This is a genomic window from Janthinobacterium sp. SUN073 (assembly GCF_030397665.1).
Taxonomy (GTDB): domain Bacteria; phylum Pseudomonadota; class Gammaproteobacteria; order Burkholderiales; family Burkholderiaceae_D; genus Janthinobacterium.
This window is the reverse complement of the sequence record NZ_JAPUBT010000001.1, coordinates 997,367-1,014,276: the sequence shown is the minus strand read 5'-3', so window position 1 is coordinate 1,014,276 and position 16,910 is coordinate 997,367. Positions and strand designations below refer to the sequence as shown.

General features: G+C 65.9%; 11 protein-coding genes. 4 read left to right on the top strand and 7 right to left on the bottom strand.

Annotation, left to right across the window (positions count from 1 at the left end):
* Nucleotides 1–34: 34 nt before the first annotated feature.
* The 4 genes from O0882_RS04580 to O0882_RS04565 form a co-directional block, all read right to left on the bottom strand.
* Nucleotides 35–2,752 (bottom strand): EAL domain-containing protein, encoded by a 2,718-nt coding sequence (locus O0882_RS04580; protein ID WP_289945704.1) that lies wholly within the window; start codon nt 2,750–2,752, stop codon nt 35–37.
* Nucleotides 2,753–2,816: 64 nt separating this feature from the next.
* Nucleotides 2,817–3,497 carry a Crp/Fnr family transcriptional regulator gene (locus tag O0882_RS04575; RefSeq protein ID WP_289945702.1) on the bottom strand — a complete coding sequence of 227 codons (681 nt, stop codon included), beginning with the start codon at nt 3,495–3,497 and terminating at the stop codon, nt 2,817–2,819.
* A gap of 29 nt (nt 3,498–3,526) precedes the next feature.
* The gene (locus O0882_RS04570; protein WP_289945700.1) at nt 3,527–4,642 is read right to left on the bottom strand and encodes a GGDEF domain-containing protein; all 1,116 of its coding nucleotides are present in this window, start codon (nt 4,640–4,642) and stop codon (nt 3,527–3,529) included.
* 136 nt (nt 4,643–4,778) lie between these two features.
* Nucleotides 4,779–7,316, bottom strand: a complete 2,538-nt coding sequence (locus O0882_RS04565) for a LuxR C-terminal-related transcriptional regulator (RefSeq protein WP_289945698.1) — start codon at nt 7,314–7,316, stop codon at nt 4,779–4,781.
* Nucleotides 7,317–7,586: 270 nt separating this feature from the next.
* Here O0882_RS04565 and O0882_RS04560 point away from each other — a divergent pair, with 270 nt between their 5' ends.
* Complete coding sequence (locus O0882_RS04560) at nt 7,587–8,330, top strand: transporter substrate-binding domain-containing protein (protein WP_289945697.1); 744 nt, start codon at nt 7,587–7,589, stop codon at nt 8,328–8,330.
* Between the two features lie 4 nt (nt 8,331–8,334).
* On the opposite strand, the gene O0882_RS04555 is transcribed toward O0882_RS04560, so the two are convergent.
* The 3 genes from O0882_RS04555 to O0882_RS04545 form a co-directional block, all read right to left on the bottom strand.
* Nucleotides 8,335–9,072, bottom strand: coding sequence for a Tar ligand binding domain-containing protein (locus O0882_RS04555; protein ID WP_289945696.1), 738 nt, complete (start codon nt 9,070–9,072; stop codon nt 8,335–8,337).
* A 133-nt stretch (nt 9,073–9,205) separates the two neighbouring features.
* A complete protein-coding gene (locus O0882_RS04550) occupies nt 9,206–11,809 on the bottom strand; it encodes a LuxR C-terminal-related transcriptional regulator (protein ID WP_289945694.1) in 2,604 nt (867 codons plus the stop codon).
* Nucleotides 11,810–12,012: 203 nt separating this feature from the next.
* Nucleotides 12,013–13,362 (bottom strand): PLP-dependent aminotransferase family protein, encoded by a 1,350-nt coding sequence (locus O0882_RS04545; RefSeq protein WP_289945692.1) that lies wholly within the window; start codon nt 13,360–13,362, stop codon nt 12,013–12,015.
* Here O0882_RS04545 and O0882_RS04540 point away from each other — a divergent pair.
* The 3 genes from O0882_RS04540 to O0882_RS04530 all read left to right on the top strand — a co-directional run bounded on the left by O0882_RS04540 (nt 13,361) and on the right by O0882_RS04530 (nt 16,745).
* Nucleotides 13,361–13,594 (top strand): hypothetical protein, encoded by a 234-nt coding sequence (locus O0882_RS04540; protein ID WP_289945690.1) that lies wholly within the window; start codon nt 13,361–13,363, stop codon nt 13,592–13,594. The genes O0882_RS04545 and O0882_RS04540 overlap by 2 nt on opposite strands.
* Nucleotides 13,595–13,745: 151 nt before the next feature.
* Nucleotides 13,746–14,099 (top strand): hypothetical protein, encoded by a 354-nt coding sequence (locus tag O0882_RS04535; protein WP_289945688.1) that lies wholly within the window; start codon nt 13,746–13,748, stop codon nt 14,097–14,099.
* Between the two features lie 234 nt (nt 14,100–14,333).
* On the top strand, nt 14,334–16,745 hold the full coding sequence (locus tag O0882_RS04530) for a catalase (protein WP_289945687.1): 2,412 nt from the start codon (nt 14,334–14,336) through the stop codon (nt 16,743–16,745).
* Nucleotides 16,746–16,910: the final 165 nt, after the last annotated feature.

Genomic DNA, 16,910 nt, shown 5'->3' with positions numbered 1-16,910 from the left:
CAGTCTAAATAGAAATGGGCGTGGTAAAAATGAACTAGTTGATGTCGGGAATTAATTGCTGCGCCTTCCACTGGGCGATGGGCATGGGTTTGCCGAACAGATAGCCCTGGAAAGCTTGGCAGCCTTTCTCCGCGAGGAGACGGTGCTGCGGCTCGGTCTCGACGCCTTCGGCGATCACGTGCAGGCCGAGCGACTGGCTCATGACAATGATGGCGTGGACGATGGCGGCGTCGCTGGCGTTGGTGGTGACGTCGCGCACGAAGGACTGGTCGATTTTCAGTTGGTCCAGGGGCAGGCGGCGCAGGTAGGACAGCGAGGAAAAGCCGGTGCCGAAGTCGTCCATCGACATCTTGACGCCGAGCGCGCGGATGTCGTGCATGCGTTCGACGACGTCATCGACGCTGTCGAGCAGCACGCTCTCGGTCAGTTCCAGCTTCAGCTGCGCTGGCCGCATCTGGTACTGCTGCAGGGCGTCGCGCACCTGCTCGACGAAATCGCGGCGGCGGAACTGGCGTGCGCTGACGTTGATGGACAGGGTCAGCTGCGCGCTTTCCGGCTCGCCTGCCCAGGCTTGCAGCTGGGCGCAGGCGGTATGCAGCACCCACAGGCCCAGTGGCACGATCAGGCCGCTCTCCTCGGCCAGGGGAATGAACTGTGCCGGCGACACGGACGGCCGGTCCGGCGGTAGCCAGCGCAGCAGTGCTTCGGCGCCGACCAGGCGACCGGCCAGGTCCACCTGGGGTTGGTAGTACAGCTGGAATTCATCGCGGTGCAGCGCTTTGCCCAGCGCTGCTTCGAGCATGGCGCGCGACTCCAGCGCCACCAGCATCGCCGTGTTGAAGAAGCAGATGCCGTTGCGGCCACTCTGCTTGGCGTGGGCCAGCGCCGCTTCGCCCTGGCGCAGGATGTCGTCGATGGACAGGCGCTGGCCGCGGTACAGCGTGATGCCGATGCCGGCCGTGGCGAGGCAGAGTTGGGGGGCGGCGCAGAACTGGTAGGGGTGGCACAGTTCGCCGCGAATGCGCTGTGCCACGGCGCCGGCCTGTGCGGCGGCGTCCGCTTCGTTGCACGCCAGGTTGGCCAGCAGGATGATGAATTCGTCGGCGCCCACCCGCGCCACCGTGTCGACCGGGGTGGCGCAGTCACGCAGGCGCTGGGCCACCTCGCATAGCAGGCGGTCGCCGGCGGCGCGCCCTTCGATGTCGTTGAGTCCCTTGAAACTGTCGAGGTTGATGATGATCATGGCGCTATAGTTCTGCGACAGGGGATTGGCGGCCAGGGCCTGGCCCAGTTGCTCCATCATCATGCGCCGGTTTGGCAAGTCGGTCAGGCCGTCATAGTAGGCCAGGTGGCGGATGCGTTCCTCGGCCAGCTTGCGCTCGCTGATATCGCGTACCACGGCCTGGACGACCGGTGCGCCGTCCAGTTCTATCGTGCTCAACAGCACCTCGGCGCGGAAGTCGTTGCCCGTGTCGAGGCGGTGGTAAACCCAGTCGTAGCGCACGACGCGCTGTGACAGCGCTACCGCGATCTGCGAGGCGAACAGGGACGCCGAGCCACCGCCGCATGGCTGCTGCGCTGGCGACAGGTCGCTCGGACTGTTGGCCAGGAAGGCGCGCTTGCTGTCGCAACCGAACACGTCCAGGGTGGCGCGGTTGCAGTCGAGCAGGCCTCGCGCGTCGACCAGCAGGACCGCGTCGCTGATCGAGTTGTACAGCGTGCGCAGTTTCAGTTCGGAGTGCTGCAGCTCTTCCCTGTTGCCGCGCAGTTCGGCCATCGCCGCCAGTTCGGCCTTGCGGCGGCGGTAAGCCTTGCGGCCCTGGACGATGGTCGAGGCGGTGAAGGCGGCGGCCAACAGCATTAGCACAGACAGTTGCTGCCACCAGGGCCGCAGATAATCCTGCGTGGCCAGGCCGACGAAGATATAGAAGGGCTGGCGCGGGCTCTTGCGGTAGGCCATGCGCCGCGCGATGCCATCCAGCGTGACCACGGTGCGGTAGCTGCCCGCCGCAGGCTCTGCGGCGACGTTGGCGCGCGTGGCGGCCGAGACCGTGCGGCTGCCGATGACCCGTTCGTTCCACGCCTGCTCGGGAACGCGCGCCACCAGCGCCATATCGGCGCTGCGCAGCGAGATGACGCCATGGCGGCCGACGTCGAAGGCGGCGATCAGGTGCGTCAGGTAGTCCAGCGGTAGTTCCGCGTAGACCACGCCGGCGAAACCGCCATCGCTGCGGCTCAGGCGCCGTGCCATGAGCACCATGCGCTTGCCGCTGGCGGCGCTGATGCCCGGCGGCGCGATGATCAGTTGCGATTGCGGCTCGCGCGCGGCGCGCAAGATATCGTCGCGCAGGGGCAGTGGTGGTTGCCCAGCCGGCGCCTGGGAGCCGTACAGGATGGCGCCGCTGGCGTTGGCCACGCCGACCGTTTCGATTTCACGGATCTGTGCGCGCTGCTGCAGCACGCTGGCGTGCAGTACCGTGGCATCGATGCCGCGCGCAGCGAGCTGCTGTTGCGCCTCGCTCTGGATGCCGAGCAGGACGAGGTCGATCTTGCCAAAGACGTCGGCGACGCTGGTCTCGAGCGCGTAGGCGAGGTTTTGCGTGGCGAGGGCGGCCTGTTCTTCGTAGTTCCGTTCGCTGTGCAACAGGGTCAAGGCGGCCAGCGCATAAAACGTGACGTTGCTGAATGAGACTTTCAGCACCTTGCGTATGTAAGGCGAGCTGATCCAGCTACGCCGCTTGTCTGCGTTCATCCGTGTCGTCTCCGTGGATCCCGGGCGGCGGCCCAGCGCGGTCGCGCCGGCGCGCCAGCGCGCGTCATGCCATCAGCCGCGCCATGGGCCGGGTCGTCCTGTTTTGTCTGTGTTCATCTTTGCGCTTGCCCTTGCTTAATAACTGGGACAGGTATTGCGGCGTGATCTCCAGATAGGAGGACAGCGTCTTTTGCGAGATGCGCATCTCGAGTCCGGGGTGGTCGCGCAGGAACGATGCGAGCCGGGTTTGCGCCGACGCGCCGTACTGGGCATGGCTGCGCCGCGATTGCTGCTTGAGCATGTATTCGATCACCTTGAGGTGATAGGCGTCGAGCACGCTGTGGCTGGCACGCAGGGCAACGACCTTGTCCCAGTCGAGGCGGAAGGCCTGGACCGCCGTCTCGGCCGTCAGGGAGTGCAGCGCGGGCAGCCCGCTGGCGCCCTGCAGCAGGTCGTGGTAGGGCGTGGCATTGTGCCCCTCGGTGAAGAAAGCGGCCGTGATGTCGCCGCCGGACGGCGTGTTGACGCCGCAGCAGACGATGCCGGAGGTAATCCAGTACACGTGCTTGACCGGCGAGCCGGCGCGTTGCAGATACGCGCCCTTGTCCAGCGAGACGGAGACAGCGAGCGGCGCCAGCAGGATGCTGACGGCGGCGTAGCTTGCCGCGTCGATGTCGTAGCGCGCAACCATGTCGGCCTCGAAGCGCTTGCGTTGTGCCAGGAAAGCTTGTTGGGAGTTAGTCATTGTGTCTCCATGAAAACGGGGGAACTGGCTCAAAAAAGTTCGATGGTGCCGGCTTCGACTTCAGCAAGGATGCCGGCGTCGACCAGGCTGCCATAGTGGAATATCCGGTTGCGCCCGGCGTGCTTGGCCTCGTACAGGGCCTGGTCGGCGCGGCTGACGATGGCGTTGGCCAGGACCGAGGAACTGGCCAGGCAAAACCCGCCGCTGATCGTTACCGCGCCCACGCGCGGAAAGTTGAATTGCGCAATCGTCAGGCGTGCTCGCTCGAATGCCAGTGTGGCCTGCTCCAGGTCGTTGGCGGCGATGACGGCGATGAATTCCTCGCCGCCGTAGCGGTACAGCAGGTCGGTGCTGCGGAAGGCGCCGTCGAGCAGGCGCGCCACCAGCAGCAGCACTTCGTCGCCGATGATGTGGCCGTAGCTGTCGTTGATGCGCTTGAAGTGGTCGATATCAAGCAAGCCCAGCCAATACGTTTCGGGGGTGTCGACGGTATCGCCCGATTGAGCCGCCAGTTCGTCCCACAGGCGTTCCAGGTTCAGTTCCAGCGAATGGCGGTTGCGCAAGCCGGTCAGGCGGTCGCGCTGGCTGGTGTCGAGCAAGGCGTAATAGTTGGAAAACACTTCCAGCACGCCGTGGATGACCGCATCCTCGACCGGCGTGACGGCGTGGCCGCGTTCGAAGATCAGGTAGCCGCACAGTTTGTTGCCGCCATGCAAGGGATAGCCGATCATCAGGTGCGTCTCCATTGCCCGGCTGCAGGAACGGCCCAGCAGGCACATGTCGGCCAGCAACTGCGCCACGTGCGGCGGCACATGGGTGCCACTGCGTACCTCTTCGACCTGTTCGGTGATGCGTTCGGCGCCGTCGGCGGTCGGGCCGCTGCTGCGCGAGTGGCGCAGCACGCGCACGACGTCGCGGTTTTCGTCGGTGCGGTAGAGCGATGTCTGCAGCACGCTCAGCATCGGCCCGAGCGTGCGCAGCAAGCTCTTCTCGACCAGTTGCATGTCGCGGATGGCCGTCATGGTGCCCAGTTTCTTGAGCAGGCCCGGCAGCGGCCGCGTGATAGGGGGATGCTCCACCTGGGCGGCGTTTGGCGGCGGGACGACACCGGCCAGGCGCGTCGTGATGGTGGTCTTTTTTAACATGTTTCTTTCATGAACTAAGTTCGATGCGATGCGGCCGGCGGTGGCCAGCAATTGATTGAAATCATATTTGTCATGTAGTTAGGGGTCACCATACTTAAGTATGGATTTGCGCTATCTATTGCGCGATCCGCAACATCTATTGCATTGGCAACACACCGACGCGGCGCGCCTTGCAGACGGCCTGGCCGCGGTTGCTGACGCTGAGCTTGCGGAAGATTTGCCCCAGGTGCCATTTCACGGTATTGACGGACAGGTCCAGTTGCTTGGCGATGGCACCGTTGGTGCGCCCTAGGGCCACCAGGGCCAGCAAGGTCGATTCGGTGGGTGTGAGCTGCGCCGCAGGCAGGGCGGTGACGGACGTGTCGGCGCCGCGCAGCAGCACGTCCAGGTGCGTGGCGGCCTGGGTGCTGAGCAGGCGGCGCGCCTTGCCGCGCATGATGCGCAGCAAGCTGAGCGCATCGCTGCCCTCGTCGAGGAACAGGCGCTGCATGCCCGACGCGGCCGCCTGTTCCAGCGCCAGGGCCATTTCGGCTTCCGCCTCCCTGGCCTTGCCCAGTTGGGCCAGGGCGATGGCCAGCAGCACGCGCAGCTTGGTGGCGCGCCAGCGGCGCCCGGTGGCCAGCGCATGCGTCAGCAGGCGGCTGATCAGGGCCTCGGCTGCAGGCAATGGCCCCAGCCGTATCAGCAGGCGCGCCTGGGCGATGCCGGCGCCATCGATTTCCTGGCTGGGCAGGATGCAGCGTTCATCGCCGGCCCAGACGGGTTGCAGCAGGATCGAGGCGTGCCAGGATATGGCATCGTGGTTGCCGGCAAGTAGCGCCATGCGCGACTGTTCGGCTTCAAGCAGGGCGCGTGCGGGTGGCGGTAGCCGCGTGCGCCCTTGGCGGCAGGCGGCTTCCAGCCATTGCCGTGCGGCAGCTTGGCCCTGTTGCAGCGCCAGCATGCGCGCCTGCATCACCAGCATGGCGGCGTGCGCGTCCCAGGGCAGTCCGGCGGCGGGCAGGCTGCGCGCCAGCGCGAGGCGCGCTGTCACCAGGTCGAGGCGGTTGCGCTCGTAGGCGATCAGCAGGGCCAGCCCGACGCTGTAGCCATGGAAGAGGAAGGGGGGGATCTGCTCGGCGTGCTGTTGCGCCAGTGCATCGGCGGCCGCCAGTTGTTGCAGCGCCGCGTCAAAATTGCCGCCGATGGCATCCAGATACGCTTGCAGGAAGCCGACCAGGGCCATGCCGATGGGTGAGCCGGCAGCGGCGCAATCGCGCCGCGCCGTCACCAGCAGTGCCGCCGCCTCGGCCAGCTCGCCGCGCCACAAGCAGGTATAGGCGGCCAAGTGGCGCGGATCGGCCGGGGCGGGCGGCGCCATCGATGCGTGTGGCTTGTGTCCTGTGGCAAGCGCGATGCAGCGGTCGGTATCGCCGGCCAAAAAGGCCAGTAGCGGAGCGATGCCGTCGAGGCTGGCGGCATAGCGCGGGTCGGCGCCAACGAGGGCGCTGCGGCGGCGGTAGAAATGCAGCCAGTTTGCCAGTTCGGTGCCGCGCGCCGTGCACAGCAGCCCGACCAGCAAGGCGCCCGATAGCGCCGGGCGCTGCTGCAGCATGGCGGTAGGCAACTGTTCGCAGCAGTGCACGATGCGCTCGAACTGGCCGCCCGCGCATAGCGCGGCGATGACAGACTCGAGTGTGTCGGCCGCCTGCGCATGGGCGCCGGCCATGAGGAAGCAATCGATGGCTTGCTCGACGTGGCCCTGGCGCACCAGCCAGGTGCCCGCTCTGGCGTACATGGCACTGGGCGCGGGCTGGCGCAGGGCCAGGTGGCCGGCAAGCAGCGGGTGACAGCGAAGCCAGCCGTCCGGCAGTTGCCGCAGGGGCAGGCCGGCCGATTGCAGCAATGCCATCTGCTGCCCGCTGTTGCCGTGCCCCAGCGCCGTCTCGAGCAGGCTGGCGCAAAAGGTGGTTAGCGGCGCGGCCGTGGCCAGCAGGCGGCGTATCGCTTTGTCCAGCGCCCCAAGCACTTCGCGCTGCAGGTAGTCGTTGAATTCCGGTAAGGTGGATAGGATGAACTTGTCCACTCCCTCGTGACGGCGCAGTTTTTTCCAGGCCGGCGCGATCAGCGCAATGGCCGCCGGCCAGCCTTCGCTGACGCGTTGCAAAATGGCAATGTCGTCAGGTGAGATGTCGATCTTTTGCTGTTGCAGGTAGCTTGCCGTTTCCGCCAGCGAGAATTGCAAATCATCCATATCGAGCTCGACGAGCGTACCGGCCACTTTCAGGGTCGCGATACCGTCGTGGTGCAGCGCGCGGGCCGCCAGGTAGACGTGCATCGAGGGCGGCAGGACGCCAGCAATGAGGGCGAACAGGCTGCGGATGGCCTCGCCATCGAGATGTTCCACGGCATCGAGATACAAATGGGTGACGCTTGAGCTGGCCAACACGGCATCGTTGCCGGGCGCGTGCGCCGACGCGACGCGTAGCGCGGCATGCAGGCTGCGGCGCAGCCGGGCCGGATCGTTGTCGTTCCGGTCCAGGTTGAGCCAGGCGACATGGGCGCCCGCGCGTGCGCGCCGGGCATGGGCGGCGCGCAGCAGCGCCGTCTTGCCGTAGCCGGCGGGGGCGCGCAGCAACACGAGGCGAAAGGCGCCATCCGCGGACAGTTCGCGCAACGGCGCTTCGCGTTCCATTTGAGGAACACTGCCGAAAGGTGGCGTCAGCTTCAGTAAGTGAGGATACGGCAAGGTGTGCGCTCCAGGGAAGCAAGATGGCGGCAGGCAGATGAAAAGCGACGAATATAGTCAAATGCGGCCGCCCTTTCGCCCTACTAAAGTACGGTTTTTGGCATGCCTGGCGCTGCGCAGGCCACGCTGCTATCATGGATGCGAGGGCGTGGACGGCGGCGCAAGCCTGTCTGCGCCAGCCTCTGCCGGCGGCGAGTCGGCTCGAAGGAGGACACGATGTCGCTGATGTGGCGGTTCGGACCCATGGTGCTGGCAGCGGTGCTGTGCGGCGAGGTGCGGGCGCAGCCGTTGGAGATACTGACGGCCGAGATTGCGCCCATGGCGTTCAGCAAGGATGGCAAGCTCACCGGCTTTTGCGTCGAAGTGGTGGCGGAAATCCAGCGCCGGCTCGGTGACCGTGCGCCGATGCGTCTGGTGCCTTGGGCGCGCGCTTACCTGATGGCGCAGAACGGCGCCAACGTGGTACTGGTGTGTCCCAAGCGCACGGCCGAGCGAGAGCGGCAATTCCTATGGGTGGGGCCGCTGCTGGTTTCGCAAACGAATTTCTATGCCAGGCGCGGCGCGGGAATCCGCCTTGGCAGCGTGAGCGACGCAAAGGCATTGCCGGGCGTGATGACGCCGCGCGCCTTCTATTCCCATAGTTACTTGCGGCAGGCCGGTTTTGCCAACCTGGAAGTGGTGAACAACTCGGCCACGATGCTGGCCATGCTGCTGGCCGGCCGGTACCCGCTGATGGTGCTGGACCAGGAGCAATTGCCGGCCTTGCTGGAACAGGCGGGCGTTACGGCGGACGCCGTCGAGTTGGTGTATCCGATCTTTTCGATCGGCAGCTATGTCACCTTCCCCCTCTCGTCCGACCCGGCCCTGGTGATGCGCTGGCAGCGCACGTTTGAGCGCATGAAGCGCGACGGCGCCTACGACGCCATCGCGCGGCGCTGGTTCGGCGCGCTGGCGAAGTGATGCGTCAGCGCCACGGTGCCGGACTGGCAGGCGATGCCGCCGCGACTGCCGGCGCGCCGGTCTGCGCCTTTGCGGATCGCCGCCATGTTTTTACCCACCTGGGCCACCGCGCCGCCGTGCAATGTCGCCAGCCGGCCATGGCCGCCATCAGCAGGCCCAGCGCCATGGCCGCCAGCGATACGGCGCGGCGCACGATGTAGTCGGCCTGTGCGTGATCGCATGCGGCCTTGGCGACGACCAGCTGCATGTCGATCAGCTCGCTCATGGCCTGCTGCACCTGCGGGTAGCGCTGCTGCATCGGACCGCGCATTATGCGCGCCACCTCGCGGTAATTGTGCGTACGCAAGGCTGCCAGCGCTGGCGCGAACACGTCCGTGGCAAAGTCCGTGCGCAGCGCGGCGACGTGCCGCGCCGCCAGGGTTTCCTCCGGTGTCAGCGAGGTCGCCATGTAGGCATCCCACGCCATGCGCTCGCGTTTGAGCGTTGCCTGCACGGCTTGCAAGGTGGCCGGCGCCGACGCGGCGTCGCTGGCCAGGGCCAGCTGCAGTTGCGTGTGCAAACCGGCGCGCGCCACCTGCTCGAGGTGGCCAAGCGCCGCCAGCCTGTCGTCGTACACGCTGCGCAGCGCCGCATTGGCCTGGGCGATGCCGCGCACGCCGTAGCCGCCTGTCGCCAGTAGCAAAAGCGACATTGCGGTGGTCACGCAGAGCAGGCGCGAGCGCAGGTTCAGGTTCTTTGACATCGGTGTGTTTCCCATGGACGGACAGGTGGCGCCGCGCGGGCGCTACCCGCCGAGTGTAAAAAGACGGGCGCGCGCTGAATATCAACTAGTGGAAGTTTTTGAAAAAAATCGCCGCCGTGGCAGTGCGGAAACGCTATTGCTGGGGTAGCAGCCCCAGTTGGCGGGCGTTGAAGACTGCCTGGCCTCGGTTGCCGGCGTTCAGCTTGCGGAAGATCTGGCCCAGGTGCCACTTCACCGTGCTGACGGAGAGAAACAGGTTGGCGCCGATTGCCTGGTTCGACTTGCCCTGCGCCACCAGCGACAGCAGCGCGTACTCGGTCTGCGTCAGCGTCACCGCCGGTGGCGCGGCGTCGGCCGCTGCGCCGGCCGCCCGCAGCACGGCATCGAGGTGGGTCGCGGCGGCGATACTGAGCAGGTGGCGCGACTTGGCCTGCATGTGCGCCAGCAGCGGATGGATGTCGGGGCCTTCGTCGAGAAAACTGCGCACCATGCCCGAGCGCGCCGCCTGTTCCAGCGCCAGCGCCAGTTCCCGCTGCGCGTCCTTGGGCAAGCCGTTGCGCTGCAGGGCGATCGCCAGCAGCACGCGCAGCTTGGTGGCGCGCCACAGACGGCCGGCCGCCAGCGCATGCGCCAGCAACTGGCCGATGCGCGCCAGCGCGTCGCCGGGCGCCGCATGGATCATCAGGCGCGCCTGGACGATGCCGGCGCCATCGATTTCCTGGCAGCAAACGATGCAGCGTTCGTGCCCGGGCCAGCTGGCATCGAGCAGCAGGGCGGCGTAGGCGGCCACCGACTCGGGGCGTGCCGTCTGGATCGCCATGCGCGACAGTTCGCCCTCGAGCGCCGCGCGCGCCGGCGAGGCCGAGCGCGGATGGCCCTGCATGATCTGCCCCTCCAGCCAGCGCGTCGCGGCGGCGGGATTTTCCTTGATGGCCAGCATGCGCGCCTGCACGATGGAGACGGCGCTCAGCGAGTCCCATGGCAAGCCCAGCGGGATCAGGCTGCGGGCGAAGGTCAGGCGCGAGGCCACCAGGTCGAGGGCGTTGCGCTCATAGTCGATCAGCAAGATCAGGCCGGCGCTGAACGGGTACAGCAGGGCCGGCGAGATCTTGTCGCTATGGCGCTGGGCCAGCGCGTCGATCGCCGCCAGCTGCTGCAGCGCGGCGTCGAAATTGCCCTGGATTGCATCGAGGTAGGCTTGCAGGAAGTAGACGATGGCCAGGCCGGAAATGGTGCCCGACTCGCGGCAGGCGCGGCGTGCCTCGATGAGCAGCGCGGCGGCTTCGTCGAGCATGCCGCGCCACAGGCAGGTGTAGGCCGCCACGTAGGCCAGGGTGGCGCGGTCGTTCGGATTGGCATGGCGCTGCTGCGGCCAGTCGCGGTCCGCTAGCGCGATGGTGCGCGCGGTGTCGCCGTCCAGGAAGGCCAGCACGGGATCGAGCGCGCGCAATCCTTCGCCGTAGAGCGGGTCGGCGTCCGGCTTGCCTGCCTGCTGGCGGAAGTAGTCGAGCCAGCGCGCCAGGTCGTCGCGCCGCGACGAATACACCATGCCCACGACCAGCGCGCTGGTGAGGGGCGGGCGGCTCTTCAGCAGCGCATCGGGCAACTGGTCGCACCATTGGATAATGCTGGGGAACTGGCCGTGCAGGCGCAGCTTGCCGACGATGCTCTCGAGCGTATTGGCCGCCTGCTCGTATTCGCCGCCCTTGAGGAAATAATCGATCGCCTCGAACGCGTGGCCGTGGTCCGTCAGCCAGCCCGCCGCGCGCACATAGATTTCTGGCGACGGCTGGTGGTGCAGCACGATGTGTTCGGCGAACAGCGGGTGGTAGCGGAACCAGTTGTTTTGCAGCGGCTGGATCGGCAAGCCGGCCGCGTGGATGGCGGCGATCAGCCGTGCGCTGTCGCCGCTGGCGCGCACGCAGTCGGCCAGTTCGGCGTGGAAGGAGCTCAAGGCTGCCGTCGCGATGAGAAATTCCTTGATGTCGTCGCTTTGCGCTTCGAACACTTCCTCGGCCAGGTATTCGCCGAGGTCGCGCAAGCCCGGCAATTGCGGCAGCGTAACATGGCCGCGGCCTTGCAGCCGCTTCCAGGCCAGGCCGATGAGTTCGACCGCAGCGGGCCAGCCTTCGCTGGTCTGTTGCAGCAGTGCCACGTCGGCCGCGGACAGGTCGAATTGGGCGCGTTGCAGGTAGCTGGCCGTCTCGGCCTGGCTGAACTGCAGGTCTTCCATGTCCAGTTCGAGCAGCGCACCATTGGCTTTCAGCGCCGCCACGCTGTGGCCGCGCAGCGAGCGGGCGCCGATGAATACGTGCATCGGCGCCGGCAGCACGTCGGCGATCAGCGCGAACACAAGGGCGATATTGCTCGTGTCGAGCAGTTCCACGTCGTCGAGGAAGAGGTGGGTGACACGCGTATCGCCTATCCGGAAATAGTTGTCCTGTGGCGCTTCCTGTGTGACGAGCAGGGCGGCGCGCATGCCCAGCAGCAGGCGGGCGGGATCGTTGTCGCTGTTGTCGAACGTCAGCCAGGCCACGTTTGCGCCAGTCGCGCTGGCATCGGCCCGTATCATGCGCATCAGCGACGTCTTGCCGTAGCCGGCTGGCGCGCGCAGCAGCACCAGGCGAAAGGCGCCAAGGGAGGAGAGCTTGCGCAGCACCTGTTGCCGTTCCATTAAGGGGCGGGCGGTGGAGGGAGGCGCAAGCTTGAGGGTGTTGAGGTCTAACAATTTATTCATGTCCCCCGCTGCCAGGAAAGCGCCTGCAATCGGCCATCCGGGCGGACGGTCAAAGCGGTTTGTATCGTCGCATAGAACTATTCGGACTAGCAATTAAATTGTGGGCAAAGGGGCAGGCGCCGGTTTTCCGTGGATGTTTTGCCACAGCGGGGAGCGCAGTGCGGGAGGCAGGAGCAGGTCTTGCCAGCGCCTGCCTTGTCGGCTTAAATCACGAACTCGTGCCGCGCGTCCGGCTTGTGCGCCAGCAGCAGCGACAGTTTTTTCAAGGCGCTGGACAGGCGCGCGCGGTCGCGGATGCTGCCCAGCGAGATGCGGATGGCGTTTGGTGGTTTGCTGGCGTGGAAGGCGTCCGAGGCCGTCACGGCCACGCCCTGGGCGCGGGCCGTGGCGGCCAGTTCGCGCGAGGTCCAGTAGCTGGGCAGCGAAAACCAGACGTGGATGCCGTCGCTGCGCGCGTGGCTGCTGCCCGTCAGGATGGTGCGGATGATGTCCTGCCGGGCATCTGCTTCGCTGCGCACGCCCGCCAGCAGTGCGTGCGCGGAGCCGTCGTGTATCCATTGCGTCGCCAGCGCCGTCGTCAGCGGCGTGGCCATCAGGGAAAACGAGCGCAGGGCTTGCACGAAGCGTTCGCGCAGCTGCGCGTCGGGAACCAGCGCGTAGGCCATGCGCAAGCCCGGCGCCAGGCATTTCGACAGTGTGGCGATATACGACACGTTGCCCGGCGCGTAATGGGCCAGCGGTGGCGGCGCGCCGGAGGCCAGCAGCCAGTACGGGTCGTCCTCGATGATATGCATGCCGCAGCGTATGGCCACCTGCGTGATGGCCAGGCGGCGCGCGACCGGCATGGTGTGTGCGGTGGGGTTTTGCAGCGTGGGATTCAGATAGACCAGGCGCGCACGGTGCTTGCGGCCGGCTTTTTCCAGCGCATCGGGCAGCATGCCGTCCGCGTCCGTTTCCACGACGATGGTCTTGCGATTGAGCAGTCCCGCTGCCGAGCGCAAGCCCGGATACACGGCTGGCTCCGTCAATATGCTGTCGCCGGGCCGGCTCAGGGTCAATATCAGCGCTGCCAGCGCCGCCTGCGCGCCGGGGCAGGCCACCACCTGCTCCGCCTCGACGTGGTCGAACATGGGCGCGAGCCAGACGGCGCCCGCCGCGCGGTCGGCCTTGCCGCCGCCGCCCAGGTGATAGCTCATCAACAGATCGCTGTCCGTGCGCATCAGCACCTGTGCCACGCCCTGTTTCAGCAGGTCGTCGAAATCCACGCCTGCGGGCGGCGGCGGGATGTTCATGCTCAGGTCCAGCATCTGCGTCAATTCCACCTTCGGCGCTGCCACATAGGTGCCGCGCGCGCCGTGCCCCTCCAGCAAATTGCGGCGCTTGGCCTCGTCGTAGGCGCGCGTCACCGTCGTCAGGTCGATCTGGAACAGGGCGGCCAGGCGGCGCTGCGGCGGCAGGCGGTCGCCCGCGCGCAGGCTGCCGTCGGACAGCGCGCGCTCGAGCATGTCGGCGATCTGCAGGTAGCGCGGGCCGCCGTGCTGCACGAACGGCATGATCCACGCACTGGCCTGGCTATCTTCTTGTATGGCTTTTGATTTGGACATTCTGTTTATATGTATGGATATTGCCTCTCGCAATTATGCGGAAAATCCCATTAGAAATCCATACATGTTTGTATTCCCCGCTGGCCTCACCAGGCCGGTGGAGATTGTTATTTCCATCAGGCATTTAAGTCTCGCCTTCAAGGTGTGGCAGCGCACGGTGGCGCACGGCGGGCGCGGTTAAGGTAGTGCCAACAGCTTGCTGCTGATCCCGTATTTGATATGGCTCAGCCCGGCAGCGTTTAGCCGCTTCTTCTTCCCCGAAGCGAGGAGAATCATGATTCGGTCACGGCATCGAGCATGGTTGAAATTATTCACTGTTAAAGGAAACCACCATGAACGCGATTGAAAAAACCAGCTCCGATATGAACGGCACCACCCAGGATACGCGCCAGGACTTGCACCGCACCATCGACAAGGTGGCTAGCCAGGCCCAGCCGCTGGCCGACAAGATGGCCACGCGCGCCCATGACGGCGTGGATCAGGTGGGCGAGCGCATCGACCAGGTCAGCGACAGCGTCAGCAAAGCTTCCGAAACCCTGATGGCGCGCGGCAAGCAATTGGGCTCCGCCTGCCAGCGCGCCGGCGAGACGGGACGCGGTTATGTGCGTGAGCGCCCGGCCATGTCGCTGCTGATTGCGGCCGCTGCCGGCTATGGCCTGTCGAAACTGCTGGGTTCGCGTAAATAAGCATACGCAGTCCGGCAAGGTAGTTGTCGTGGGCGCTGTACCCTTCGCCGTCATGGCGGGGCGGGGCAGCGCCCACGCACCCAGTAGCAAGCAGTAAAGGAGAGTGATGATGCGCTCCATTTTGTTGTGGTTGATCGGCATACCTATTCCCATCATTATTTTGATTGCCCTGTTCGTGCGCTGAATGAGGGAGTTGTAGCGTTCTCCCGGGGCAAACTACTCACAGGAGATGTAATGGCTACCACCAAGAAAACGCCGTCCACAGACGGTGCGGGTTCCGTCTTGAGCAGCATGTCCGGCCCATCCGACAGCAATGCGCCGCACAGCCTGGGCGCGGACAATGACGTGACCCGCGCGCTGCTGCAAAAGACGGCCGCCAGCCAGCAGCTGGCCGCCGCCATGGCCGTCAATCCCAAGGAGGACGGCCAGTACGGCGAGGCGGCGCGCACGCCGGCCGAAGGCGTGCATGTGGCAACCGGCGAAGCGCTGGCCACGGCCAGCACCGCGGGCGAAACGATACCTTCTGCGAAGACGGGCGCTGGCCAGCCCGCGCTGGGCGAGAACGCGCGTAACGCTTCCCTCGATGGCGCCCGCAGCGACGACAGCGGCTGCGTGCTGACGACCAACCAGGGCGTGCCTGTGGGTGACAACCAGAATTCGCTGAAGGCTGGCTTGCGCGGTCCCACCTTGATGGAAGATTTTATTTTGCGTGAAAAGCTCACGCATTTCGACCATGAGCGCATCCCCGAGCGCGTCGTGCATGCGCGCGGTTCGGCCGCCCATGGTTACTTCGAATGCTACAAGGAGCAAAGCAAGCATACGCGCGCCGCGCTGTTCGCCAAGGCGGGCAAGCGCACGCCCGTCTTCGTGCGCTTTTCCACCGTGGCCGGCGAGCGCGGTTCCACCGATACGGCGCGCGATGTGCGCGGCTTCGCCGTGAAGTTTTATACGGACGAGGGCAACTGGGATTTGGTGGGCAATAACATCCCCGTCTTCTTCATCCAGGATGCGATGAAATTCCCCGACCTGATCCACGCCGTCAAGCCCGAGCCGCACAATGGCATGCCGCAGGCGGCCAGTGCGCACGACACCTTCTGGGATTTCGCTTCGCTGTCGCCGGAAATCACGCACATGCTGATGTGGGCCATGTCCGACCGCGCCATCCCGCGCAGTTATCGGATGATGCAGGGCTTCGGCGTGCACACCTTCCGTCTCGTGAATGCCAAGGGCCAGTCCGTGTTCTGCAAATTCCACTGGTCGCCGATGGCTGGCACGCATTCGCTCGTGTGGGACGAAGCCGTCAAGATCAGTGGCGCCGATTCCGATTTTCACCGGCGCGACCTGTGGGAAGCCATCGAGTGCGGCGAGTATCCCGAATACGAGCTGTCCTTCCAGCTCTTCACGGAAGCGCAGGCCGAAGCGTTTCCCTTCGACGTGCTCGATCCCACCAAGCTGATTCCCGAAGAACTGGTGCCGCTGGTCCCCGTCGGCAAGATGGTCTTGAACCGCAACCCTGACAATTTTTTCGCCGAGACGGAGCAGGTGGCCTTTTGCACGGCGCACATCGTGCCCGGCATCGATTTCAGTAACGACCCGCTGCTGCAGGGGCGCATCCACTCGTATGTGGACACGCAGATCACGCGCCTGGGTGGCGCCAACTTCCATGAAATCCCCATCAACTCCCCGCTGGCGCCGCTGCACAACAATCAGCGCGACGGTATCCACCGCCAGGCCATCAACCGTGGCCGGGTCGCGTACGAACCCAATTCGCTGGCGGGCGGCTGCCCCTTTCAGGCGGGCGTGAAGGGTTTCAACAGTTTTCCCGCCGCCGCCGAAGGCGACAAGGTGCGCGGCAAGCCCGAGAAATTCGCCGAGCATTATGGCCAGGCGCGCCTCTTCTGGATCAGCCAGACGCCCGTCGAACAAGAGCACATTGTGCACGCGTTCCGCTTTGAACTGAGCAAGGTGCAGACGGTGGCGATTCGCCAGCGCATCGTCGCCATGCTGCGCAATGTCGACGAAACCCTGGCGCAGGACCTGGCCGATGCCTTGGGCCTGGCGCTGCCGCCGGCCATGCCGCGCGCCTCCCTGCAGCCGCTGCCCGCGTATGCGCCGTCGCCAGCGCTGTCGCTCTTTTTCCGCCCCGGCAAGACGGGCATCCATACCCTGCGCGTGGCCATCCTGGTGGGGCCGGGCAGCGATGGCGCGCAGGTGCGCAATATCTATGCCGCGTTGCTGGCCGATGGCGCCGTGCCGCGTCTGGTGGGCAGCCAGCTTGGCCGGGTCGACACCAGCGGCGGTGCGCCGCTCGATGTGGAAATCTCGCTCGAAGCGGGACCGTCCGTGCTGTTCGACGCCGTCGTCGTGCCCGACGGCCAGGGCGCCGTGCAGCAACTGGGCGAGGACGCCAACGCGCTCGACTTCCTGCGCCTGCAATATCGCCACTGCAAGCCGCTGCTGGCCATCGGCGCGGGCAAGGGCTTGCTGGACAAGGCTGGCGTGCCGGCGGCCCTGCCCGATGGCAAGCCGGATCCCGCCGTCATCGTCGCACCGTCCGGCGACGTGCTGAAAGCCGTGGCGGCCTTTAAAAAGGCGCTGGCGGCGCACCGGGCGTTCGCGCGCGAAACGGACCCGCCGCGCGTGTGAATGGCTGCATCCGCGCAGGGGCGGGATCGGCCGGCCCCTGCCGGTCCCGTTGCTTACCCTGTTATCGCCGCACGCGCAACGCCATGCAACAATGTAAACAATAAAAACGTCCTGCGGTGATATGCTGCTGACTAGAACTGTTCATTTGCAACTATTTCCATAACA